Genomic DNA, 23,492 nt, shown 5'->3' on the forward strand with positions numbered 1-23,492 from the left:
ACCTTTCGGAACACGCGGCCGCGAAGGTCTCGTCACTAATAACGTACCGGCTCACGATGACTGACCCATGACATGTGTTGCGGCGCATGTCTGAAATCCGTGCGGAACGCTGACAGCAGCGATCGTCAGCAATGACCGGTGATCGAACGTCACGCAGAAATTTTTCAACAAAGAGATTCGCTGAGAGGCGGCGTGAACTGTCTCTCCCATGCAAGCCACCGATCGCAACGATGCGGATGAGCGTGGAAGGCCGTCAATCGTTTCAATGACCGCGCGGGTCGCACGAGAGCGGGATGTCTCGTCGACTAATAATTGCATGGTGACGGTTTTCTTCCTCGAAGCACACGGCATCGCTGCGTCTCGATGGCTCGCAATTCGACTGCAACCTCACGGAGACTTCCGATGACTCGTCGTTCTTCGATCGACCGCCTGCGCGGCACCGCCTCGGTGCTCGTGCTGTCGGCTGCTGCGGCTCTCGCCGCGGCCGTGCAGCCTGCTGCGGCTCAGACCGCGGTGTATGGCGGCGGCAGCACGCTGGTGTCGCTCGCCATGCGTCAGGCCATGGACTGCTACAATGCCCAGACCGTGACCAATGACGGCTACAGCTTCTCCTCCAGCTTCAATGCGACGCTCCCGACGCCCGGCCTGCTGCCCGGCTCTCAGGACGGCGCCAATTGCGGTCAGGTCGGCGCGCTCGGAACGGTCGGCCTCTATGCGGCTGTCGGCTCCGGTGCCGGCCAGCGTGCGTTCATCACCAATGATCCGAAGCAGCTGCTGCGCGGCAGCGCGCCGTCGCTGTCGCTGCCGGCCGTTCCGCCGGTGTTCCTGGAGAGCAGCGTCCCGGCGCTCGCGACCTATCCCTACGCACGCGTCGACTTCGGCGCCGGCGACTCGCCGCTTCCGAACACGCTCACCGCGACCGCGCTGACCAACTTCACCCCGGCCAGCAACTGGCAGGACCAGACCGCGATCGCTGCCAGCAACGCGACCTCGGCCACCACGTATAATGTCGCTAGCTTCGGCCCGGCGATCCAGCTGCCGCTGATCGAGGCGCCGGTCGCCATCGTCGTCAACACCAGCAACACTCCGGTTGCGACCTGGACCGTGAATTCGGCCGGCACCGCGGGCACGCCGGGCTCGGCGATCCAGCTCTCGACCGCTCAGCTCTGCGCCATCTTCTCGGGCGAGGTCCGTGACTGGAGCTCGACCGCTGCGATCGCCGCGCTCGACAATCTCGGCCAGGCTCGCGTGCAGACCTTCATGGACGACAACACCGGCAACGGCGGCGCGGCCCAGGCCTATGTGTCCAACTCGCTGCCGATCCAGGTTGCGTTCCGGTCCGACGGCTCCGGAACCAGCTACATTCTGACCAACTTCCTCGCCAACAGCTGCCCGCAGCTCGACGTCGATGGCTCGCACAACTACGCGAAGATCTTCACCGGCGTCGGTGTCACCTTCCCGAGCACCGCGGTGACGCTCAACAACCAGGTCGCGGGCACCACCTCCACCACCACCGTCGCCGCCAAGACCAACGCCTCGGCCGCCAATCTGCCGTCGACGACGTTCGCCAACCTGATCGCCAACATCAAGGCCGTGAAGGGCGTGGACGTTTCGACCGGCACGGGCGGCTGGCTCGCCGGCAACGGCACCGGCGATGTCGCCGATACCGTGAGCAGCAACGCGCAGGACGCCAAGGGCAACTACCTGGGCGGTCGCATCGGCTATGTCAGCAACGACTTCGCCAAGCCGTATAATCCGGCCAGTGGTGCTCCGGTCTCGGCCAGCATCCAGAACGACGAGCAGCGCAGCCGCGGCATCTATCACCCGGATCAGGAGAGCTTCATTGCTCCGACCCCGGCGTCCGCGGATCTGGCGTTCCAGAGCGTGACGGTGCCGACCACCACCAACTATCAGGCCTGGAACGTCTACAACCAGACCTATGCGGGCGTCGGCCAGTTCGGCGGCGTGTCGGTTGACGGCAAGTCGCAGCTCGGCCTGCCGATCACGGCGGGTGCCTATCCCGTCACGGGCACGACCTTCGCCTATCTCTACAGCTGCTACAACACGTCGTCGGCCCCGACCCGCGTGACCGACATCACCAACTTCCTGTCCTGGTTCTATGCGAGCCAGGATGCGGCCAGCGTGCTCCAGAACAACGGGTTCAACGCGCTGAATCCCAACTTCGCCACGGCGATCAACACGTCCTATCTGACGGCTGGCAGCGGCACTGCCATCTCCGGCAGCTCGACCCAGGTTGACGGCTGCAGCTCCGTGGCCGTCGGCGCGGGTGCGCAGTAAGCGGCCATCGAGCCGAATACCGCGTATTGAACGCTGATCAAATCTCGAGGCCGGGCGCGCTGATCGCGCCCGGCTTCTCCTTTTCGATCTCGCCGAATGATGTCATGGGAGATCATCTCTTCTGGAGAGCCTGATGCGCTTGCATCGCACCTCGACAAGCATCGAATAACGAGATACCACCTTGCTCATTTCGACGATGCCAGCGGTGAAGATCGGATTGAGCTCAATGCTTTCGGCCGCTGAGCTCATGATGTCCGTCTGAGCGATTGGATGGGTTGAATGCGATGAGAGACCACTCGTGGCGATCCGGGCATCTGGACGATATGCCGTTGCAGGATTGGCATGCGGCGGCCCCGGCGCTTGGGCTGCGCTCGCTCGCAGCCGTTGCAATGACTGTTCCGGCGCTCTTGGCGTTTGGTGTCTATTGGCTCCGTCACACTCCGGCCGGTAACGATCTCGGTCCCGGCGACAACGTGATGCAGGTCCGTCTCGTCTCCTCGCAGACGGCCGAGCCTCTGCATCGGGATGTTGTGGCCACCGGGCCTAAGCTGGCGTTGACGAGCGCCGCGAGGCCTGATTCGACGATCTCCGCTGCGCAAAGTGATGCCGCTTCTGGCAACGCTCCAGTGTCGGAGCCAGCGTCCTTGTCCGTCCCGGCGGATGTGCCGCGCGCGCCGGCGTGGGATGCGCCGATACCCGGCTCGCATTTGGCATTCGCTGTCGCGACGCCCGATCAAAAGACCATGACGTTCGTTCGGACGGTGAAGTCCCACATCGCCAGATTCCAATACTATCCGGAGCGCGCCGAGCGCGAGCGCATCCAGGGCACCGTCGGCCTCGTCCTCACTCTGCAGCGCAATGGCGCGGTCACCAATGTTCGCGTCGCCTCGAGTTCGGGGGTCGCGCTGCTCGATGCTGCCGCCGTCGACATGGTGAAAAGAGCTCAGCCGTTGCCGAGCATTCCCGTCGAGTTGCCCGGACAGCTCAATCTCGACTACACGATTGCGTTTGACCTGCCACAGTAGCCGTGCAACGGCGGCGCCATCTCAGGTCGTCACGTGGCTGTCATTCTCCCCCGGTAGGTACATTGGTGGGGCTGAAATCGGCCGGAAAAAAGGCTGATGTGACGGGGCGGCGTTGTGTCTTACTCGAACAGCAAATCGCTGCGCGACGTGCTCGCGGCTGATTACGAGAGTTTGGCTCGCCGCCTGACGCGTTGCCTCGGCTCACCGGACGTTGCGCGCGAGGCGCTTCATGAGGCGTTCGTACGGGCCGACCGCGTGTCGGACGCCGTCCCGCTGCGCAGTCCCGTCGACTATCTGTTTCGGATGGCGCTCAATTTGGCAAAGGACCATCGCAAAGGCGAGCGCCGTCTCCTCAATGCTTCGGAAATCGAAGCGATCATGGCGTTGCCGGACGACCGGCCTGGTCCGGCTGCCGCCTTCGAGTCGCGCCTCGAATTCGAGCAGTTTGAAAAAGCGCTCGCCGAGCTGCCGCAGCGAAAGCGCGAGGTGTTCATCTGCGCTCATATCGAGCTTGTTCCGCATCGTGAGATCGCCGCACGCTTCGGCGTCAATGTGCGGACTGTCGAGTTCGATCTGCAGCATGCCATGGAGCATCTCAGCCGCCGGCTCGGACGCAAGGTCGTGCGTCGATTTGGTCCTCGCGCGTCGTCTCGATCTAACGAACCGGGCTCGTAAGGCGTTTCCAGCCAGAGGCAGCCTTGCCGCATTCCGGGCAGATACGCTATGCAACGACGCATCGCGGCTGAGTTTCAGTTCAAGCTGCCGCCCATATCGGGACTCATCGTGCAGATTGTTCGATTTTCCATTTCGGTCCAGCGCTATGCCGGTCGTCTATCGAATGACCGCGGGGCGTCGCCATGAGGGAGCCGCCCTCTGGCCGCCGAAACGAGCGAGCGACCTGATCTTGATCGCAGGCGACGACGACAGCACGGAAATGGATCAGACCCTGCGTCAGGGCCTGGCATGGGTGATCCGTCTGCATTCCGGGGAGGCCACCTCGGATGACGCCGCCGCCTTGATGGCGTGGCGACAACGGAGTCCGGAGCATGAGGCTGCGTTCCGCCAGGCCGTCACGCTGTGGCGCCGGTTCGGTGATGCGACCCGCAAGCTCGCTGCCGACCAGGCCTTCGCCCATGCCGATGCTCGGCGCGCGCCGCCGTCACGTGCCGCGATCGGCCGCCGCGCGCTGATCGGAGGCGCCATGGCGACCGCCGCTTCGCTGGCCGTTGGATATTTGGCGGTGCGGCCGCCCCTGGAGCTCTGGCCGTCGCTGCAGGAGCTGTCGGCGGACATGCGGACAGCCAAGGGCGAGCGGCGCAGCGTTGCGTTGACCAGTGACGCCTCGGTCGTGCTGAACACCCAAACCAGCATCGCGCTGCGGACCGCCGAAGGACCACGACGGTTCGAGCTGCTCTCGGGAGAGGCCGCCGTGCAGTGCGCGCCGACAGCGCAGGACCCCTTGATCATCGATGCGGCGGGCGGGCGCGTCACGGCGTTGCACGCGGATTTCAATCTGAAGTGCCTGGGCGGTGTCGTGACCGTCTCCTGTCTCGACGGCAGCGTCGATGTCGCCTGCGGCGGACGGGGGGCCAAGATCGTCAGAGCCCAGCAGGTCTCATATTCGGTCGAGCAGGGACTGGGGTCGACCTCCCGGCTGGACGTCGACGCCGTCAAGGCGTGGCAGAACGGTCTGCTGATCGTCCGCGACTGGCCGGTGAACCGCCTTGTTGCCGAGATCAACCGCTATCGGCCGGGCAAGATCGTGGTGATGGACGAGCAACTCGGACGACGCATGATCTCGGGCACATTCCGCCTCGATCGCCTGGACGACTTCATCAGTCAGGCCGAGAGCCTTTTCGGCGCCAAGGCGCGGCCTCTGCCGGGCGGGCTCGTCCTGCTGAGCTGACGCGCTTCGCGGGACCAAGATCTGCGTCTTTGCCAGCGTACGGATTCCGCACGGCAGGCGGGTGACTACAGTCGTTAATGGTTGTCCTTATCCACGCGTCGTCCGAACGCCGACGCACGACCGGCGAATCGTTCCACTCGGTCGAAGCAATCCTTAAAAAATGATTCAGTCTCGCCCGGGTCCGATCGTCTTTCCGACCGAGGCACCATGGCCGCGGCTTCCTGTCGCGACGTCATGTGCGTGCCGGATGGTGAGCGGACGTCGGTGCGGGTCAGAATGGAAGAGCAGAGAGGCGGGCCATGCTCCGCGCGGCCGAATTCGTTCGGCGCGGAGGTCGTGCTGCTGGCTGCTGCTGTCCTGATCAGCAGTTGCATCGCTCCGGTGCAAGCCCAGGCGGCAGGAGCGTCGCAGGGCGCCGCTCCGGCCAAGCCTGCTCCTGGCCCCGCATTGCGCTTCGATATCGACGATTTCGCCATTCGGGGAGCGGAGAAGCTCGCGCAGGTCGACCTCGAAGAGGCGATCTATCCCTTCCTCGGTCCGAACAAGACCGCCGACGATGTCGAGAAGGCGCGGGCGGCGCTGGAGAAGGCCTATCACGACAAGGGATTTCAGACGGTGTCGGTCGAGGTGCCGCCGCAGAATCCGACCAACAAGGTGGTTGTGCTGAACGTGAGAGAGCTGAAGGTCGGCCGCCTTCGCGTCAGGAATTCGCGTTATTTCGATACGGACAAGATCAAGGAAGGCGCGCCCTCGCTGAAGGAGGGCGCGGTGCCCAATTTCAACGATCTCACCAAGGACATCTACGGTCTCAATCAATGGCCGGATCGCCGCGTCACGCCGGCGCTGCGGGCGGGCGTGACGCCGGGAACGGTCGATGTCGATCTCAACGTCGAGGACAAGGCGCCCTTCCACGGCAGCCTCGAGGTCAACAATCGGCGCTCGGGTGGTACGACCGAGACCAGGACGATCGGCACCGTTCGCTACGACAATCTCTGGCAGCTCGGACATTCGCTGACGCTCAGCTATCAGGTGGCGCCGCAGCGGCGCAGCGATGCGGAGGTCGTGTCGGCCTCGTACCTCGCCCGGTTGCCGGTCGATTGGCTCGCCGTGCTCGCCTATGCCGTGAAGTCGAACAGCGATGTGGCGACCGTCGGCGGCACCAACATCGTCGGCCCTGGCCAGATCGTCGGCACCCGTGCGGTCATGACGCTGCCCGGGCGCGATGGCTTTACGCAGACCTTGTCGGCCGGCGTCGACTACAAGCACTTCTTCCAGCTGGTCTCGCTGAACGGCAGCGGATTTTCGTCCCCCGTGACGTATTTTCCTGCGGTTGCGAGCTACACGGGGACGTTCCAGGGCGAGAACTTCATGACGCAGTTCAATGCGTCATTGACGTCCAACCTGCGTCCGCTGTCGAGCGACCATCAGGCGTTCGAGAACAAGCGCTTCTCCGCGTCCGCGAGCTTCACGCATTTCAACCTCGACCTCACGCATACGCAGGAGCTGCCCGAAGGCTATCAGCTGTGGGGGCGACTGCAGGCGCAGAAGGCCGATGGCCCGCTGGTGTCCAGCGAGCAGTTCAGTGCCGGCGGTCTCGACACGGTGCGTGGCTATCTGGAATCGGAGACTCTTGGCGACGATGGCGTCGCCGGCAGCTTGGAGCTGCGCAGTCCCGACATCGGCGCCATGCTGCAGAAGCAGATGAAGGATGAGACGGGGAAGGGCGCGCCGCGTTTCACGACCTTCAACGAGACGCGGCTGTTCCTGTTCGCCGATGCCGGTGTGGTGCACGTGCAACGTGCGCTGCCCGATCAGACATCACAATCAAATCTTTGGAGCTATGGCATCGGCACCCGCTTCAGGATGTTCAGCGCGTTCAACGGGCTGTTTGCGCTGTCGGTGCCGATGACGAACGAAACCTACACCCGCGCGGGGCATCCGCGCCTCAATGTCCGGCTCTGGGGCGAATTCTGATGATGACGGGACATAAGAACCGGGATGCGGGCAGCCCGCGTGCTGTCGTGAAGCTTGCCGCGCGCCTGTTCGGCGCCATCGCCGCGCTGGCGATCCTGTCGTCTCCGGCCCGCGCCTGGTGGAACGACGATTGGCAGCTGCGCAAGAAGATCAGCATCGATGCCAGCGCATCCGGCGCCAACATCACCGATCCGATCGGCACCGTCCCCATGTTGGTCCGGCTGCACTCCGGCAATTTCCGGTTCAGTGCAACCAAGGAGGATGGCAGCGACCTGCGCTTCGTCGCCGGCGACGACAAGACGCCGCTGAAGCATCATATCGAGAAGTACGACGCGCTGCTCGGCGAGGCGCTGGTCTGGGTGTCGGTGCCCAGTCTCGCCTCCGGCGCCAAGACCGAGATCTGGCTCTACTACGGCAACAAGAAAGCCGTGCCGAACGCGGATGCCAAAGGCAGCTACGATCCGGATTTCGCGGTCGTGTATCATTTCAACGAACGTGGCACGCCGTCGTTGGATTCCACGGTCTGGGGCAACAATGCACAAAGCGTCGGACAGCCCGCCGAGGGCGCGCTGATCGGCACGGGCCTCCGCCTTGATGGGCGCACGCCGCTCATGCTGCCGTCGGGATCATCGCTCGCAACGGTGGCCGACGCCGGCTGGACGTTGTCGCTATGGGTCAAGCCGGCCGCGCTGCAGCCGAACGCCGTCCTGTTCAGCCGCCGCAATGGCGGCGACGGCATCCTCATCGGTCTCGACAATGGCGTGCCGTTCGTTGAGGTGACGACGTCAGGCTCGTCACAGCGCAGCGCGGCCTCGGCGGCGATCGCGGCGGCGAGCTGGCATCATCTGGCGGTCGTTGCAGCATCCGCAAAGACCACGCTCTATCTCGACGGCAATCTCTATGCCGCGCTCGACACCGGTCTGCCGGCGCTCGATACCACGGCGCAGATCGGCGGCTCCGACGCCGGCGCGAGTCCGGCTCCGGCGCAGCCGGCCTCTGCGGCGGCCGGTGATGCAGCCGCCGCTGATGCTGCTCCCGCGTCGTCTTCCGCCAACGACACAGCAGTCGCCGGCGCGACGGCGACGGGGTTTGTAGGTGACATCGACGAGCTTCAGATCAGCAAGGTCGCGCGTCCGCCGGGCTTCATTCGCATCGCTGCGATCGGCCAGGGGTTGGATCAGGGCAAGCTGATCGCCTTCAGCGTGGACGAGGAGACGGCGAGCTGGCTGTCGGGCTATTTCGCGGTGATCCTGAAGTCGGTCACGCTCGACGGCTGGGTGGTGATCGGCGTGCTACTGGTGATGGCAGTGGTCAGCTGGATGGTGATGGTCGACCGCGCCTCCTATCTTCGCCGGCAGGCCAAGGCAAATGCCCGCTTTCTGCGGGTGTATCGTGATCCCAACTTCGACCTCACCATCCTCTCCAGCGGCAACGTCGAGGCCGTGGCGTCGCTGTCGGGCGGCATCGGCAAGCGCGATGCGCTCGTCATGCGCTCGTCCTCGCTGTATCGGATCTACCGTATCGCGGCCGAGGAGATTCAGCGGCGTTCGGCGCGAAGCGCCTTGCCCTATCTCTCCGCCACGTCGATCGCGGCGATCCGCGCAGCCCTCGATGGCGGTGTCGTCAGGGAGATCCAGCGCCTGAACAGGCTGATGGTCATCCTGACCATCGCGATTTCCGGCGGCCCGTTCCTCGGACTGCTCGGCACCGTCGTCGGTGTGATGATCACCTTCGCGGCGATCGCGGCGAGCGGCGACGTCAACGTCAATGCGATCGCACCGGGCATTGCAGCGGCGCTGGTGGCGACCGTCGCCGGCCTCGGCGTCGCGATCCCGGCGCTGTTCGGCTACAACTACCTGATCTCCCGGATCAAGGATCTCACCGGCGACATCCAGGTCTTCGTCGACGAATTGGTGACGCGGCTCGCGGAGCTCTATTCCGCGGATGAGCCCGATCGTCGCATGGCGGCGGAGTAGTCGTCATGCAGGTCAATGCCGACTCCAAGCCTTATGACGATATCAACATCACGCCGATGTTGGACCTCGCTTATGTGCTGCTGGTCATCTTCATCATCATGACCACGGCCACCGTGCAGGGACAGAAGGTCAACCTGCCCAAGGCCTCGGCCGCGCCGAGCCTCGCCACGCAGACGACGAAGGCGATCACGGTCGCCAATGACGGCAAGATCTTCCTCGACACCATCCCGGTAACCTTGCCGGAGCTGGAGCAGCGCCTGATCCAGCAGAAGGCGCTGACGCCGGAATTCCCGGTGGTGCTGCGCGGCGACGCGCAGGCGCAATATCAGAGCGTGATGGACGTTCTCGATCTGCTCGGCCGCATCGGCCTGACGCAGGTCGGGCTCGCGACCAAGCCGCTCGTGAAGTGATCGATGCGGATTTGATCACATGGGCAAAATGCCTCCCACCCAACCGCCTGGCCCGCATTCCTCGGACGGAGTGCTCGTGCAGATGCGTGAGCTCGTCCGGCGGACGGCGATGCCGCTGTCGACGCGATCCGAGGCGAGGTCTGAAGTAGCTGCCGAGAGCCCGCCATCTGCGGCGGTGCTGCCGTTTCCGGCCAGCAGCGAGGCCTTGCTGCCTTGCTGGCCAGTCTCGTGCCGACGCTGCGTGGACTCTACCTCGGAGCGGAGGATGAAAGCGATCCGTTCCTGATCACGATGTCGCACGGTCCGCATCCGCGCCTGTCGATCGATCGCGATGCCTATGTCGAGATCCGGCATCAGCCGGATACGTTCCTGCTGAAGATTGCTGCCGCGCCGGATTCGAAGATCACGTTCGAAACGCCGGATTTCGCCATGCTGGTGAAGTTCGTGCTGCAATATCTGGCCGAGCGGCACGGTGACCTCCGTTCGAGCGGGAGCTCGTCGTGAGCAAGCCCGAGACCAGCCGACCCGTGTCTGCCGACGTCACAACAGCGGGCGCGCCGTCGAGCCGGTTGCGATCGATGCTGCGCATCATCATCGTCATCGCAGGCATCGTCCTCCCGTTGGGCAGCGTCGCTTATTGGGTGCTGGCCCAGCGCGATCAGCCGCTTCCGCCGCGCCAGGTTCACGAGATCACGCTGATCGCGGTGCCGCCGCCACCCCCTCCGCCTCCGCCGCCAAAGGTGACGCCGCCGCCCGAGCAGAAGATGGTCGAGCAGCCGAAAATGGCGGAGCCGGAGTTCAAGGAGGAACGTCCGGTCGACAAGCCACAGGACAAGCCGATCAAGGATGCCAAGAACGATCAGCCGCCGGGCCCGCTGTCGCTCGATGCGAAGGCGACCGGCCCCGGCGATCTGTTCGGCCTCGGCGGCAAGCCCGGCGGCAGTCCGTATGGTGGGGGCGGCGGCGGTGGCAGCCGCTGGGGCTGGTACGCATCGATCATCCAGCAGCAGATCGAGGCGGCGCTGCGTGCCAATGAGAAAACCAAGAAGGCGGTCATCCGCGTGCAGATCAGCCTCTGGGCGGACAGCTCAGGGCGCGTCAGCCGCGTGCAACTGATGTCGTCGACGGGGGATGCCGAGCTGGACCAGGCGCTCCGCGACGACGTGCTCGGCAGTCTGACGCTTCGTCAGCCGCCGCCCAAGGACATGCCGATGCCGATCGTGACGCGCGTCACGGCAAGCCGGCCGAGCTGATTTCCGTCATGGACTGCGAACTGAGGGGACTGGGGACGATGTTCGAGACTTTTCCAAATGCACGCCGGTGTGCGCTCTTGATAGCTGCCTCCATCGCAGCGACGGAGTGTGCCGCCCCGGCATTTGGCCAGGCCGCAGGTCAAGCCGCCATGCCGGACAGTAAGGCCGGTTCAGCCAGGCCCAAATTGTCGGATGCAAAGCCGGCGTCGCCGAATGCGACCATCAATCTCGTTCACCTGCTCGTCAAACAGGGCGTTCTGACGGAGGAGCAGGCGGCCGGGCTGATCAAGCAGGCCGATGACGAGACCTATATCGCGCGCCAGGCGGCGAAGACCGCATCCCTCAGGGCCGACGAAGCGGCCAAGGCCGCGACTGCCGCGGCGGCGGCGAGCGAGCCGAAGGGGACACGGCACGTCACCTATGTGCCCGAGATCGTCAAACGGCAATTGCGCGAGGACATCAAGCGCGAGGTGATGGCCAAGGCGGAGCAGGAGAATTGGGCCTCGCCCGGCAAATATCCCGAATGGGCGCAGCGGATCCGCTTCTATGGAGATGTCCGCGCCCGCTATCAGGGCAGCTTCTTTCCGACGGGCAATGATCAGTTCAATGCCATCAATTTCAACGCGATCAACTCCGGATCTCCGTATGACATTATGAGCTCATCGAATTTTCCGACCTATAATGCCAGCCAAAACCGCAATCAGGTGCGGTTCCGGGCTCGGCTCGGGATGGACGCCGATCTGACCAACGGATTCCTGGCAGGCCTGCGGATCGCGACCGGCGAAAGCAACTCCCCGGTCTCGACCAATCAGACGCTCGGCGGCAGTGGTTCGAACTTCTCGAAATATTCGCTTTGGCTCGACCGCGGCTATCTCAAGTATCAGACCCCGGAGCAGAACCTCATTGCGTCGATCGGACGATTCGACAATCCGTTCTGGTCGCCAACCGATGTGATGTGGTACCGCGAGCTCGGTTTCGACGGCTTGGCCGTTCAAGCGAAGTATCAGGTGTCGGAGGCGTTCACGCCGTTCGGCGTGGTCGGTGCCTTCCCGATCTTCAACACGGACTTCAATGCGGGCATGAACAATGCCAATTTGAATCTGGCATCCAATAACGGAAACATAGGATTCTCCAAATACGCGAGCCACGACAAGTGGCTGTTCGGCGCCCAGGGCGGCTTTGCCTATCGCTTCGATCCGGTGCGTGAGATCCGCGTCGCCGCGGCCTATTACGACTTCGAGAACGTCCAAGGACAGATATCGGAATGCACGCCGCAGACGATCTCGGACGGTTGTCCGTCCGACCTGTCGCGCCCGTTGTTTGCGCAAAAGGGCAACACCTATATGAGCCTCCGGAACCTGGGTTTTGGGTCCTGGAATAATTTCGGGCAGAGCAACCTCTATCAGTATTTCGGCCTCGTGCAGAAGTTCCGGCCTGTCGTCGCGAGTGCATCTTTGGACCTCGGCGACTTCCATCCCTATCACATCGTGCTCGACGGCGAGTTCGTCTGGAACACGGCGTTCAACCGCGCTCTCGCGGTGAGTGGGCCTGCTGGCACGCTGCCTGGAAACGTCGGCGGCTACATCTACAACAATTATGGTCCGAGCTCTGGCGGCACGGCCTATCCGTTCAATGGTGGTGACAAGGGATGGATGGCCCGGGTCACCGTCGGGAACAAGGAGATCAAGCATTTCGGCGACTGGAACGCGCATGTCGGCTACAAATATCTCGAATCCGACGCCACCCTGGACGCCTTCGCCGACGCCGATTTCGGCCTCGGCGGGACCAACCTGAAGGGCTACTTCATCGGCGGCAATGTCGGTATCAGCGACAACGTCTGGGCCTCGCTGCGCTGGATGAGCGCCAACAATATTGCCGGCGTGCCCTATGCCGTCGACGTCGTCCTCGTCGATCTCAACGCGAAGTTCTGACCGATGCGCACGCGATCATTGATGCTCATCATCGCCGCGGCCGCTTGGAGTCCGATCGGGCCGTCTCATGCGGCCGACACGGACGCCGATCGGCTGCGCGAGGCGCTGCGCGCGGCGACCCTGCAGACACGGCAATTGGAGGACCAGCGCGCCGCGCTGCAGGCCAAGCTTGCCGATGCGGAGAAGGAAAAAGCCGCCGCCAAGGCCCAGATCGAGGCCGCAAAGGCCGAGACCCGCAAGATCGAGAAGCGCGAGCGCGAGACGACGGAGGAGTTCAACCGCCGCCTTGCGGAGCGCGACGAGACGCTGGACAAATGGAAGGCCGCCTATGAGGAGGCGGCCAGCGTCGCCCGCGATCGCGACGCGGCGCGTGCGAAGTTTGAGGCCGAGGCGAAGACCTACAAGGCCTCGGCGGACAACTGTGTCGCCAAGAACACGCAGCTGATCAAGCATGGCCAGGACCTGCTGCAACGTTATCAAAGTGTCACCGTCGGCGACACAATCGTTGCGCGTGAGCCCGTCCTCGGTCTGCGGCGCGTCGAGATCCAGAACGCGATTCAAGACCTCCAGGACAAGATCCTCGACCAGAAGGCAGCACCATGAGCTCTTCATCGTTCGGCCGCGCAGCCCGCATGCGATCCTTCCAGATGTCCGCGCTCGCGATGGCGTTGGCCTGCATTCCCGTGGCCGCGTCCGCTCAGACCGCGCCGCCGCCGCGCAGCCCCGCACCCGTCGCCGTAAAGCCGAAGCCCGCAGCGCCGGTTGCGGCGGCGACAACGCAGCCTGCGCCGGCGGTCCCGGTGCAAAGCGTGGCGCAGGGAAAGACCGGCGGGAGCGAGGAGGTGATCGCGCGCGTCGGCGGCACCAACGTGTCGGCCGACGAGATCCGCAACTATGTCGCGGCGCTCGGGCCGCGCGAGCGTGCCGCGTTCGGGCAGGATCCCAACCTGCTCAGTCAGGCCGTCCGCATGATGCTCGCTAACCGCATCGTGCTGCAGGAGGTCGTCGCCAAGAAGTGGGACCAGCAGCCCAACATCGCCGAGCAGCTCGATCGTGTCAGGGAGAGCGCGGTCGTGGAGCTGTATCTGCAATCGGTTTCGACGCCGCCGGCCGGCTTCCCGAGCGATGATGAGCTGCAGAAGGTCTATGACGCCAACCGCGCCGCCTTCCTGATGCCCCGCCAGTTCCAGCTGGCGCAGATCTTCGTGGCGCTGCCGAAGGACGCTGACAAAGTCGCGGAGGAGAAGGCCAAGAAGGCGATCGATGACATCCAGCGCAGGCTGAAGGCGCCCGGCGCCGATTTCGCGGCCATCGCCAACGACAACAGCGATGTCAAGAACGGCGGCGATCTCGGCTGGATCGTCGAAAGCCAGATCCGGCCCGAGATCCGCAACTCGGTGATGGAGCTCGCCAAGGGCGCGATGACGGAGCCGGTCCGTCTCGATGACGGCTGGCATATCATCAGGCTGGTGGACAGCAAGGCGGCTTACACCCGCACCCTCCCGGAGGTGCGTGACGCCCTGGTTCAGCAGATGCGCAACGAGCGCGCCGCCGCTTTGCGGCGGGCCTATCTCACCGAGATCGTCAAGCAGCATCCTCCCGTCATCAACGAGCTCGCGCTGTCGAACCTGCTCAGCGAGCAGGTGTCTGCGGCGCGATAGCACGCCGGCGCTCCTGATGGCGGACTTGCAGAGCCGCCGCTCAATGTCCCGTTCTCACGGAGCTTTCGACCGATGTCCGAGACCATGATCGACACACTGTCCCTCGACCGGCTGCGCGAGCTGTTTCAGCTTGCCGGCTATCGGGTGGAGACGCTGACGGATCCCGCCGCTGACCTCCGTTATCTGCGCTCGGCGACCAACGGGATTGCGTTCGATATTCGCCCGGGCAATGCCGTGCCGGGCGATGAGCTGGCCTTCGTCGACGTGGCGCTGATCGCGGTGCTGCATGTGCAGGGTGAGATGCCGCTGGATCTGGTCAATCGCTGGAACGCGACCCGCCGCTTCGCTCGGCTGCATTTCAGCGCGCCGTTCCTGGTGCTGACGGCCGACATGTCGGTCGCCGGCGGCGTTGCGCCGAACCATGTGCGTGGTCAGATCGAGATCTGGGATCAACTCGTGCAGCAGCTCGTAACCTTCCTGCGCGAAGAGATCGCGGCTCTGGCGACGCCGAAGCAGGCCCAATCTGCTCCCCAAGCGGCTGCGAGCAGTGGCCGCACGGCCGGGCTCGACGCCGCGCATCCGATCCAATAGGTCGGTGAGGTGGCCATCGTCAGCGCCGATGCCGTCGCGTCTGGTCGGTCTCCGATGAAGCGTCTCGGCATGATCGCGCTCGCTGCCACGGCGCTTGCGGTGGCATCTGCTGGTGATGTCGAGCAGGCGCGGGCGGAGCCTGCCGCTGAGCAGCGTGCGGATGTCGATGCGATGGCGGATGCAACGACACCACCGAGCGCCGTCTCCCCGGTCTCAGCCGCAGCATCGCCGCCGAAGCCGTCGTCGATCGTCTCCAGCGGCGCAAAGTCCCTTGCTGTCGTCCCCGAGCGAATTGGCGGATATCGTGACCTGATTGCCAAGGAGGCGGGACGACAGGGATTGGCGCCCGAAATCGCCGAAGCGGTGATGGCGGTCGAGAGCGGCTACAACCCGGATGCTGTGGGCGGCTCCGGCGAGATCGGACTGATGCAGATCATGCCGTCGACGGCGCGTATGCTGGGCTTCAACGGCAGCACGGCCGAGCTCGCAGTGCCGGAGACCAACATCCATTATGGTGTGCGCTATCTTGCGCAGGCCTGGCGGCTGGCCGGCGGCGACCTCTGCACGGCCACGATGAAATATCGCGCCGGCCACGGCGAGACGCGGTTCTCACATCTGTCCGTGAACTATTGCATCGCGGTTCGGGGCAAGCTCACGGCCCGTGGCTTCGCCGTCACCGGCGACGTCCCGACGCCGACCTTCGGTGCTCCCGGCCCGGCTTTCGGTGTTGCCGCACGCTTTGGCGGACCCTGTGGCCGCAAGTGCACCGTGACAGGGGGCCACGGCAGCGCGCGTCGATCTTGCATCTCTCAACGCGCGGCTGAGCATGCTCGTTACCCAGGCACGGGCAGGAAAGTGAGCCATGGCCTCGCATTCCAGGCGCCCACGCTCATCCTCGGCGACGGCGGCCGTGGCCGTGGCGCTGTCGACTCTGATGATGAGTCCGGTCCAGGCAGCCGAGCCGGACTTGCTGCCGCCCGTGACGGTGGATGCGCCGGATCGTCCGCCGGCCAGCCCATTGCGGCCGGGACCAGGTGAAACGGCGCCGGCTCCCATGCTGGTCGGCAGCCGCGGAGACACGTCAGGCAAACCTGGCGGCTGCGCCGACGGCGACGTCGGCCGCGACGGTTCGTTCGACTGCATCAACCAAAAACTGCGGCGCAAGGTTGACACCGTCAATCCGCCGATCGATCAGGCGCCCATCGATGCGCGATCGTCCGATCTCAAGGTCGGGACCGTGAACGTGCCGGCGGTCCAACAACAATATGGCAGCAATTTCGGGCGCTCAGTCGTACCCTTTCGGCCCACCGCAGTGTTTCCGTCCGGCTTTGGCCGACGCTGACGACGTCGGCAGGCGGACATGATCGCGTATTCGCCTCGTGTTTTTGAAGACGCTTCAGCTCACCCGGATGTCTCTGGCGTCCGCCAGCGGCAGACCGATTTCAGCTGCTCTTTGCTTGCGATCCTGATTGCGGAATTCCAGCTCACGCTGCTCGAATTGGAGCAACTCGTCGCGCAATGCCTTGAGGAAGCGATCGCGTTCGCCAGGAAGATTCTGACGCGAGTCCATGATAGTTCACTCCATTGTCGACTAGAACACGGTCGGCTTCGAAACGGCGTGATATTACAGATTTATGAACTCTCGGGCAAGGCAGAGCTCGGGCAAGGCAGAGAAAGACGAGAGGAGGCGCGGTCACGGCGCTGTTCGCCGTCGCCGGGCCATGGCAAGGACGGATGTGATGCGATCATGGGTCCTCTCACGCGCGGTCTCGCTTATCGTGGCCTGTGTGCTTGTCAGCTCCTGCGGGCAGGCCCTTGGTGATGGCGATCAACGGGTCATTGCGCTGACATTAGCTCGGACCGTCGCGGCAGGGACGACGGCGAGCAGCGCAAACCCTCTTTGGGACGTTCCGCTCGCCGCATTGTCAGCGACACGTGACCGTCCGCTCTTCTCCGCGTCGCGCCGGCCGCCGCCGCCGATCGTGGCGCCTGTCACCGTGATGCGCGCGCCGCCGCCCATGCCGAAGGAGCCGGAACGTCCGGCACTGCAACTCGTGGGTACGGTGATCGGTGACGACGAGAGCTTTGGCATCTTCGTCGATTCTGGCTCGCAGAAATCACTGCGCTTGCGCGTCGGCGCGTTGCATGAGGGGTGGCTGCTCGATGCCGTGAAGCCGCGCGAGGTAACCCTGCGGCGCGAGCTGGATGTCATGACTTTGCCGATGCCGCCACTCGGGCCATTCGCCGAGGGCGCGGCTCGACCATCACACGCGGCGACACGCACAGGGGACCGGAGCGTGCGGCGCCGCGCTGAGCGGTGATCCGTCCGTTCTCGACGGCATGGGCCGGTTTCCCAGGGGAAAAGACGCGGCGCCCGGCTGATCGTTCGACGGTCGCAAATGGCCGACATCGCGTCGATCGTGGTGTTTGCTTCCTGTATCTGAGCCGCTCAGCCGCAATGCTTTCCTGTTTGAGCTGAATTAGCTCTGATCTTTAGGCCGGGGATACGTAGCAATCTGAAACGCGCGCGACGAACCATCCGCACGGAACGAAATCATTGTTGGCGATCGCCTCGCTGCTGATCCTCGAACCAGACTGATCGTCTCGATCCGAAATTGGCATCGTTGCTCCGATAGACCATCTCTGTCGCAGATCCCGCAACGGCCCCATGCACACAACGATTAAGCCGATCGGCGCACTCCATGGGATAACCCCTGGTTTGAGGTGTTGCGTTGAAGATCTTTGATAGGCGCTGACTGCTCAAACTGGGCACGCAGCGGATTGACCCCAGGCAGCCAATTTCGGTGAATGCACATGCGAGGTTGACTGCTGTGGATTAGGGGTGAGTTCAATGCTCACGCGATCTCTCGTCGCTTGTGTCGTGTTTGTCTGCGCGGCTGCTATAGGCGTGCCTGCCGTTGCGCAAACAGGCGCTGCGCCGAGAGGCGACCTCCAGCAATCCGCCGAGAGCACCAGCGAGCCAAAAATTGTCCGCGGCTCCAGATCCGGCAGCAGAGCCCAGCGCAAGGACAACGAGATTAATCGTGCGCGGACAGCGCCGCTCTCTCGCGCAACCGAGACACCTCGTCGGATCGATCGTCGCACGGGACGGCTGCATGATCGTCTGCGAGCTCAATCAGCAATCGAGGAAGACGCACGCCGTGATGTCTTCACGCCTTATGCCGATTACCTCGCGGCCAAGAAGCAGCTCGGGGAAGCTGGCGTCACCTTTCAATTGGCTCCGACCGTGATGGCTCAATGGGGCTGGCCAGCTGGCGGAGCCGCCGCCTCGCAGGTACTGCTCTCTCCCAACTTCAACTGGGACATCACCGACAACGCGCTTCTCGGACGGAGTTCGATACAACTCTCCTACGGCTATAATCGATATTTCAGCCGACAAAACGGCGCGACATTATCGGCCGCGACCGGTGTGAATTCCTTCGTCAACGAGGCGCCGACGAACGGATATTATTTCTACCAAGCGACCTGGACGCAGGAGTTTTCCGGCAACTGGGCGCAGATCACGGTCGGTCAGTTTCCCATTTTCCTCTTCGACTCGAATGCCTACGCCGGGAACCAGCAGCAGAATTTCGTGAACTATGCGCTGGCTCAGAATGCGTCCGCCGCCTACATCACGACCAGCCTCGGCGGCTATGTGCAGCTCAATCCAACCGATACTGTCTCGGTGGTCGCCGGCATCCAGGACGCCAACAACACCACAGGCAACCATATTCAGACCAGCACGGTCGGAAACGGCCCTTGGACATGGTTTGCCTATGGGCAATGGAATCCGCAGTTCGCCTCCCTCGGTTCGGGACAATACGGTCTCCTCTACTACAACCAGCCTGCCGTTGCGGCACAGTGGCAGAATGGTGTTCCGGCGCTCGCCGCGGGGCAGGGGTGGTCGCTCAATGCTGTGCAGAACCTCAATCCGAAGATCGGTCTGTTCGCACGAATCAACACGGCGAGCGGACCGACGCCGGTGATAGCTACTTCTGTCGCATTCGGCTTCGTCTACAACAATCCGCTCGGCCTTGGCTCGCGCGATCAGCTCGGCGTTGGGCTGGCCTGGAACAAGACCAACCTGTCGGCCTTCGCTGGGCAGAACGTGCGCGAATCCGAAAGCGCTGTCGAACTCTATTACAACCTGGTGCTCTCCAAATTTCTTCAGGTCGGTCCATCGTTTCAGGTCATCATCAATCCAGCGCTTCATCCGGGACGATCGACCGCGGAAGTCCTGACGTTACGGGCGTCGGGTCTGTTTTGAAGGTCGTCCCGGGCGGGGTCAACGAATGCTGAGCCGTCGACAGCCATAGAGAGCAAATTCTGATCGTCACATATTGATGAGGGACTCGACATGCCGATGACACTCTCCAAGGATGATTCCGTGTTCGGCTCGGCCGACATGGCGCGGGCGGCCGGGCGGACGTCATTTCCGGCGGACGAAATGCGAGCGGATGTCGCCTATCAGATCGTTCACGACGAGCTTCTGCTCGACGGTAATGCGCGGCAGAACCTGGCCACCTTCTGCCAGACGTGGGACGACGACAACGTGCACCGTCTGATGGATCTCTCGATCAACAAGAACTGGATCGATAAGGAGGAGTATCCGCAATCCGCCGCGATCTCCATTCGTTGCGTCAATATGGTCGCCGACCTCTGGAATGCGCCGAAGACTGCTGGAAATGCGACCGGCACCAACACGATCGGCTCGAGCGAGGCCTGCATGCTCGGCGGCATGGCTATGAAATGGCGGTGGCGGAAGAAGCGCCGCGAGATGCGCAAGCCGGACGACAAGCCGAATCTGGTCTGCGGTCCCGTGCAGGTGTGCTGGCACAAGTTCGCCCGATACTGGGACGTCGAGTTGCGCGAGATCCCCATGGAGCCGGGACGGCTGTTCATGGACGCGGAGCGGATGCTCGAGGCCGTCGACGAGAATACGATCGGCGTCGTCCCGACGTTCGGCGTGACCTACACCGGCAATTACGAATTTCCCGAGCCGCTGCAGACAGCGCTGGATCGCCTGCAGAAATCGGCCGGCCTCGATATCGACCTGCACATCGATGCGGCCAGCGGCGGTTTTCTTGCGCCGTTCTGCGCGCCGGAGATCGCATGGGATTTCCGGCTCCCCCGCGTCAAGTCGATCAGCTCGTCGGGGCACAAATACGGGCTGGCGCCGCTCGGCTGCGGCTGGGTGATATGGCGCGATGCAGCCTCGCTGCCCGAGGATCTCATCTTCAAGGTGGACTATCTCGGAGGCCAGGTCGGCACCTTCGCGATCAACTTCTCGCGCCCGGCGGGGCAGGTCATATCCCAATACTACGAGTTTCTCCGGCTCGGGCGCGAGGGCTACACCAAGGTCCAGACGAGCGCCTATCGCGTCGCGCAGTACATCGCCGGGCAATTGGCAGATCTGGGTCCCTATGAGTTCATCTGCAACGGCGACGAGAAGACCGGCATTCCGGCGGTCTGCTTCAAGCTGCGGGCGAACGCTGATCCGGGTTATTCGCTCTACGAGCTCTCCGATCGGCTTCGTCTGCGCGGATGGCAGGTGCCGGCCTTCCTGCTGAACGGCAAGGCGTCGGACATCACCGTCATGCGGATCATGTGCCGGCGCGGGTTCGAGATGGATCTGGCCGAGCTCTTCGTCGACGACTTCAAGGCGGCGCTCGCCTTTCTGCGCAAGAACGGCGCACCGAAGATCGGAGCCGCCGACGGCACCGGCTTCCATCACAATTGAAGTGTCCGTCGGACCGACAGCTATCTTTTTGACACGAGTTTCAGGAGCTCGGCTATGACATCGAACGCTTCGACCGGCTCGCAGGTCGGCAAGATCAGCATATTGACCCTGGCGATCATGAATGTCGTCGCCGTCGTCAGTCTTCGCGGCCTCCCGTCCGAGGCCGAATACGGCATGAGCTCGATCTTCTACTACCTGCTCGCCGCCGTGGTGTTCCTCATTCCCGTATCTCTCGTAGCAGCCGAATTGGCAACGGGCTGGCCGGAGAAGGGTGGCGTCTTCCGCTGGGTCGGCGAAGCCTTTGGGCCGCGCTGGGCATTCCTGGCGATGTTCATGCTCTGGATCGAAGTCACGGTCTGGTTTCCGACCGGACTGACGTTCGGAGCCGTCTCGCTGGCTTTCATCGGTCCGGACCAGCGTTGGGACCAGGCCTTGTCGTCGAATAACTGGTTCGTCCTCGGGGTCGTGCTCGCCATCTACTGGATGGCCACGCTGATCTCGTTTCGGGGCGTGGAGGCGTTTGCCCGCGTGTCGAAGTGGGGCGGCATCATCGGCACGATCGTTCCGGCCGCGATCCTCATCGCGCTCGGCTTTGCCTACCTCTTTGGAGGAGGGAAGCCCCAGATCTCGCTATCGGTCGACAAGATCATTCCCGACTTCACCAACTTCAATAATGTCGTGCTCGCGGCCGGCATCTTCCTGTTCTACGCCGGCATGGAGATGAATGCGATCCACGTCAAGGAAGTCAGCAACCCGACGCGGAACTATCCCATCGCCATCCTGATCGCAGCGCTCGGCACTGTCGCGATCTTCGTCTTGGGGACGCTCGCGATCGCCTTCATCATTCCCCAGGCGGATATCAACCTGACGCAGAGCCTGCTCGTGGCGTATCGAGACATGTTGCGGTGGGCCGGACTCCCATGGCTCGCGCCCGTGATGGGGGCTGCGCTCGCCTGTGGAGTCCTGGCGGGAATCGTGACCTGGGTCGCGGGACCCTCGTCCGGTCTGCTGACGGTTGCCAAGGCAGGCTACCTTCCGCGGTTCTGGCAGAAGACGAATAGCCACGGCATGGCGGTCAACATTCTTCTCGTCCAGGCCGTCATGGTCTCTGCCCTGTCCATCATGTTCGTCGTGTTGCCGTCGGTCCAGGCGGCCTACCAGATCCTCAGCCAGCTCACCGCCATACTCTATCTCGTGATGTATCTTCTCATGTTCGCGGCGGCGATATCGTTGCGCTACACCCAGCCCGACCGGGTCCGGCCTTACCGAATCCCCGGAGGCAATCTCGGCATGTGGATTGTCGGCGGCCTTGGATTTCTCGGCTCGCTGCTGGCCTTCGTGCTGTCCTTCATTCCACCTGGCCAAATCTCGGTCGGTAGCCCGACGCTTTACGTCGCCATCCTCGCGACTCTGACGGTCGCCTTCGTGATCCTGCCATTCGTGATCTATGCGCTACGCAAACCGGAGTGGCAGGATCAGCAGTCCGATTTTGCTCCGTTCAGCTGGGAGTCGAGAAGCCAAGGCGCAGACACCCGGACTTGGCAGCAGATCCCCAGCGGTGCCGACGGGCAGTTGGCGCCCGGCGCCTTCACCCAACGCACCTGAGGCGGAATGCCGGCCATGACAATTTCAGCGCAAGCAGCTCGTTCGGACGACATCTCGTCCGAAGCCATCGAGACGGCCGTGCAGGCGGCCCATCGCTCCGGGAAGAACGTCAGTGGTGGCGCAAATGCGGACTACATTCCATCGCTGGCATCGGTCCCGAGCCATCTCTTCGGGGTTGCCGCGATGACTCCGGACGGCAGGCTGTTCTCTGCCGGCGACACCTCCTACGGCTTCGCCATCGAATCGATCTCCAAGGTCTTCACGCTCGCACTGGCCATGGATCAGCTGGGGCCTGCGGAGATACGCAAGAAGATCGGTGTCAGCCCCACGGGATTGCCGTTCAATTCCGTCATCGCGCTGGAGCTGCACAGCGGCAAGCCGCTGTCGCCTCTGGTCAATGCAGGCGCGATCGCAACCGTCAGCCTGATTCCCGGCAAAACAGCCGACGAGTGCTGGGCCCAAATCCTGGACGCTCAATGCCGCTTCGCCGGCCGCAAGCTGTCGCTGAGCGACGACATCAATCGCTCGGAGCAGGGCACGAATTTTCACAACCGCGCGATTGCATGGCTGCTCTACAGCGCGAACACCTGCTACAGCGATCCGATGCGGGCGGTCGACGTCTACACGCGGCAATGCTCGACGCTCGTCAGCACCGAGGATCTGGCGACGATGGGGGCGACCCTCGCGGCCGGCGGCATCAACCCGAAGACGCAACAGCGCATCATCAAGGCCGAGAACGTGCCCTTCATCCTTGCGGAGATGGCCATGGAGGGCGTCTATACAGCCTCCGGCGACTGGGCTTTCGCGGTGGGGATCCCGGCCAAGAGTGGCGTCGGTGGCGGATTGCTGGCCGTCGCTCCGGGCCGCATTGCGATCGCGGCATTTTCGCCTCCGCTCGATGATGCCGGCAACTCGGTCAAGGCCTGGCATGCCGTCGCATCGGTCGCGCACGATCTCGGCCTCAATCTTTACGCGCCATCGCAGACTGAGGCAACTCGCGTCAGCGCGTAGTGGGGGAATGGCTTGATGGTGAGCTCCGGGTGCTCGTCTGGTCGAGACCGTGCTATGCCCAGCCTGGGCCATCCATCACGTGCAGCCGCGGCCAGCGCGCCATGACAGGGA

At 63.6% G+C, this 23,492-nt stretch carries 21 protein-coding genes; 20 read left to right on the forward strand and 1 reads right to left on the reverse strand.

The genetic code is table 11. From position 1 onward, the window contains the following. Positions 1-402 precede the first annotated feature (402 nt). The 15 genes from ACVILH_RS14020 (at position 403) to ACVILH_RS14090 (ending at position 16,367) form a co-directional block, all read left to right on the forward strand. Positions 403-2,298: a substrate-binding domain-containing protein gene (locus tag ACVILH_RS14020; RefSeq protein ID WP_456713412.1), complete on the forward strand. Its 1,896-nt coding sequence runs from the start codon at positions 403-405 to the stop codon at positions 2,296-2,298. Between the two features lie 743 nt (positions 2,299-3,041). Beyond that, positions 3,042-3,323: an energy transducer TonB gene (locus ACVILH_RS14025; RefSeq protein ID WP_456713413.1), complete on the forward strand. Its 282-nt coding sequence runs from the start codon at positions 3,042-3,044 to the stop codon at positions 3,321-3,323. Between the two features lie 147 nt (positions 3,324-3,470). Continuing rightward, the gene (locus ACVILH_RS14030; RefSeq protein WP_456713414.1) at positions 3,471-3,998 is read left to right on the forward strand and encodes an RNA polymerase sigma factor; all 528 of its coding nucleotides are present in this window, start codon (positions 3,471-3,473) and stop codon (positions 3,996-3,998) included. 145 nt (positions 3,999-4,143) lie between these two features. Then, the gene (locus ACVILH_RS14035) at positions 4,144-5,229 is read left to right on the forward strand and encodes a FecR family protein (protein ID WP_456713415.1); all 1,086 of its coding nucleotides are present in this window, start codon (positions 4,144-4,146) and stop codon (positions 5,227-5,229) included. Positions 5,230-5,505: 276 nt separating this feature from the next. Further along, positions 5,506-7,203, forward strand: coding sequence for a ShlB/FhaC/HecB family hemolysin secretion/activation protein (locus ACVILH_RS14040; RefSeq protein WP_456713416.1), 1,698 nt, complete (start codon positions 5,506-5,508; stop codon positions 7,201-7,203). Then, entirely contained in the window at positions 7,203-9,179 is a 1,977-nt protein-coding gene (locus ACVILH_RS14045) for a DUF2341 domain-containing protein (protein ID WP_456713417.1), read from the forward strand. The genes ACVILH_RS14040 and ACVILH_RS14045 overlap by 1 nt, the downstream gene beginning before the upstream one ends. A 5-nt stretch (positions 9,180-9,184) precedes the next feature. After that, on the forward strand, positions 9,185-9,589 hold the full coding sequence (locus ACVILH_RS14050) for a biopolymer transporter ExbD (RefSeq protein WP_434834454.1): 405 nt from the start codon (positions 9,185-9,187) through the stop codon (positions 9,587-9,589). A gap of 213 nt (positions 9,590-9,802) precedes the next feature. Further along, positions 9,803-10,093, forward strand: coding sequence for a hypothetical protein (locus ACVILH_RS14055; protein WP_456713418.1), 291 nt, complete (start codon positions 9,803-9,805; stop codon positions 10,091-10,093). A 74-nt stretch (positions 10,094-10,167) separates the two neighbouring features. After that, positions 10,168-10,842, forward strand: coding sequence for an energy transducer TonB (locus ACVILH_RS14060; protein WP_456716975.1), 675 nt, complete (start codon positions 10,168-10,170; stop codon positions 10,840-10,842). 38 nt (positions 10,843-10,880) lie between these two features. Beyond that, positions 10,881-12,773 (forward strand): putative porin, encoded by a 1,893-nt coding sequence (locus ACVILH_RS14065; protein WP_456713419.1) that lies wholly within the window; start codon positions 10,881-10,883, stop codon positions 12,771-12,773. A gap of 21 nt (positions 12,774-12,794) precedes the next feature. Beyond that, positions 12,795-13,376: a hypothetical protein gene (locus tag ACVILH_RS14070; RefSeq protein ID WP_456713420.1), complete on the forward strand. Its 582-nt coding sequence runs from the start codon at positions 12,795-12,797 to the stop codon at positions 13,374-13,376. Continuing rightward, complete coding sequence (locus ACVILH_RS14075) at positions 13,373-14,434, forward strand: peptidylprolyl isomerase (RefSeq protein ID WP_456713421.1); 1,062 nt, start codon at positions 13,373-13,375, stop codon at positions 14,432-14,434. The genes ACVILH_RS14070 and ACVILH_RS14075 overlap by 4 nt, the downstream gene beginning before the upstream one ends. Positions 14,435-14,506: 72 nt before the next feature. Next, the gene (locus ACVILH_RS14080) at positions 14,507-15,025 is read left to right on the forward strand and encodes a YbjN domain-containing protein (protein ID WP_456713422.1); all 519 of its coding nucleotides are present in this window, start codon (positions 14,507-14,509) and stop codon (positions 15,023-15,025) included. Positions 15,026-15,034: 9 nt separating this feature from the next. Next, the gene (locus ACVILH_RS14085; protein WP_456713423.1) at positions 15,035-16,063 is read left to right on the forward strand and encodes a lytic transglycosylase domain-containing protein; all 1,029 of its coding nucleotides are present in this window, start codon (positions 15,035-15,037) and stop codon (positions 16,061-16,063) included. A 16-nt stretch (positions 16,064-16,079) separates the two neighbouring features. Next, positions 16,080-16,367, forward strand: a complete 288-nt coding sequence (locus ACVILH_RS14090; RefSeq protein WP_456713424.1) for a hypothetical protein — start codon at positions 16,080-16,082, stop codon at positions 16,365-16,367. A gap of 54 nt (positions 16,368-16,421) precedes the next feature. Here the strand turns inward: ACVILH_RS14090 and ACVILH_RS14095 are convergent, their stop codons facing one another. Further along, positions 16,422-16,595 (reverse strand): hypothetical protein, encoded by a 174-nt coding sequence (locus tag ACVILH_RS14095; RefSeq protein ID WP_456713425.1) that lies wholly within the window; start codon positions 16,593-16,595, stop codon positions 16,422-16,424. Positions 16,596-16,764: 169 nt separating this feature from the next. Between ACVILH_RS14095 and ACVILH_RS14100 the strand changes: the two genes are divergently transcribed. From ACVILH_RS14100 to glsA, 5 genes are all read left to right on the forward strand, one after another. Beyond that, complete coding sequence (locus tag ACVILH_RS14100; protein ID WP_456713426.1) at positions 16,765-17,346, forward strand: hypothetical protein; 582 nt, start codon at positions 16,765-16,767, stop codon at positions 17,344-17,346. 530 nt (positions 17,347-17,876) lie between these two features. After that, entirely contained in the window at positions 17,877-19,292 is a 1,416-nt protein-coding gene (locus ACVILH_RS14105) for a carbohydrate porin (RefSeq protein WP_456713427.1), read from the forward strand. A gap of 138 nt (positions 19,293-19,430) precedes the next feature. Next, positions 19,431-20,765, forward strand: coding sequence for a glutamate decarboxylase (locus ACVILH_RS14110; RefSeq protein WP_456716976.1), 1,335 nt, complete (start codon positions 19,431-19,433; stop codon positions 20,763-20,765). Positions 20,766-20,819: 54 nt separating this feature from the next. Continuing rightward, positions 20,820-22,370: a putative glutamine/gamma-aminobutyrate antiporter GadC gene (gene gadC, locus ACVILH_RS14115; protein ID WP_456713428.1), complete on the forward strand. Its 1,551-nt coding sequence runs from the start codon at positions 20,820-20,822 to the stop codon at positions 22,368-22,370. Positions 22,371-22,385: 15 nt separating this feature from the next. Further along, the gene (gene glsA / locus ACVILH_RS14120) at positions 22,386-23,381 is read left to right on the forward strand and encodes a glutaminase A (protein WP_456713429.1); all 996 of its coding nucleotides are present in this window, start codon (positions 22,386-22,388) and stop codon (positions 23,379-23,381) included. Positions 23,382-23,492: the final 111 nt, after the last annotated feature.

Source organism: Bradyrhizobium sp. USDA 4353, assembly GCF_054063215.1.

Bases quoted from the DNA above. Each gene is read 5' to 3' on its own strand.
- ACVILH_RS14075 (WP_456713421.1), top strand. From the start codon at position 13,373: ATGAGCTCTTCATCGTTCGGCCGCGCAGCCCGCATGCGATCCTTCCAG.
- ACVILH_RS14070 (WP_456713420.1), top strand. From the start codon at position 12,795: ATGCTCATCATCGCCGCGGCCGCTTGGAGTCCGATCGGGCCGTCTCAT.
- ACVILH_RS14065 (WP_456713419.1), top strand. From the start codon at position 10,881: ATGTTCGAGACTTTTCCAAATGCACGCCGGTGTGCGCTCTTGATAGCT.
- ACVILH_RS14040 (WP_456713416.1), top strand. From the start codon at position 5,506: ATGGAAGAGCAGAGAGGCGGGCCATGCTCCGCGCGGCCGAATTCGTTC.
- ACVILH_RS14100 (WP_456713426.1), top strand. From the start codon at position 16,765: ATGCGATCATGGGTCCTCTCACGCGCGGTCTCGCTTATCGTGGCCTGT.
- ACVILH_RS14020 (WP_456713412.1), top strand. From the start codon at position 403: ATGACTCGTCGTTCTTCGATCGACCGCCTGCGCGGCACCGCCTCGGTG.
- ACVILH_RS14035 (WP_456713415.1), top strand. From the start codon at position 4,144: ATGCCGGTCGTCTATCGAATGACCGCGGGGCGTCGCCATGAGGGAGCC.
- ACVILH_RS14110 (WP_456716976.1), top strand. From the start codon at position 19,431: ATGGCGCGGGCGGCCGGGCGGACGTCATTTCCGGCGGACGAAATGCGA.
- ACVILH_RS14045 (WP_456713417.1), top strand. From the start codon at position 7,203: ATGATGACGGGACATAAGAACCGGGATGCGGGCAGCCCGCGTGCTGTC.
- gadC (WP_456713428.1), top strand. From the start codon at position 20,820: ATGACATCGAACGCTTCGACCGGCTCGCAGGTCGGCAAGATCAGCATA.
- ACVILH_RS14060 (WP_456716975.1), top strand. From the start codon at position 10,168: ATGCTGCGCATCATCATCGTCATCGCAGGCATCGTCCTCCCGTTGGGC.
- ACVILH_RS14105 (WP_456713427.1), top strand. From the start codon at position 17,877: ATGCTCACGCGATCTCTCGTCGCTTGTGTCGTGTTTGTCTGCGCGGCT.
- ACVILH_RS14025 (WP_456713413.1), top strand. From the start codon at position 3,042: ATGACGTTCGTTCGGACGGTGAAGTCCCACATCGCCAGATTCCAATAC.
- ACVILH_RS14090 (WP_456713424.1), top strand. From the start codon at position 16,080: ATGCTGGTCGGCAGCCGCGGAGACACGTCAGGCAAACCTGGCGGCTGC.
- ACVILH_RS14095 (WP_456713425.1), bottom strand. From the start codon at position 16,595: ATGGACTCGCGTCAGAATCTTCCTGGCGAACGCGATCGCTTCCTCAAG.
- ACVILH_RS14050 (WP_434834454.1), top strand. From the start codon at position 9,185: ATGCAGGTCAATGCCGACTCCAAGCCTTATGACGATATCAACATCACG.
- ACVILH_RS14080 (WP_456713422.1), top strand. From the start codon at position 14,507: ATGTCCGAGACCATGATCGACACACTGTCCCTCGACCGGCTGCGCGAG.
- glsA (WP_456713429.1), top strand. From the start codon at position 22,386: ATGACAATTTCAGCGCAAGCAGCTCGTTCGGACGACATCTCGTCCGAA.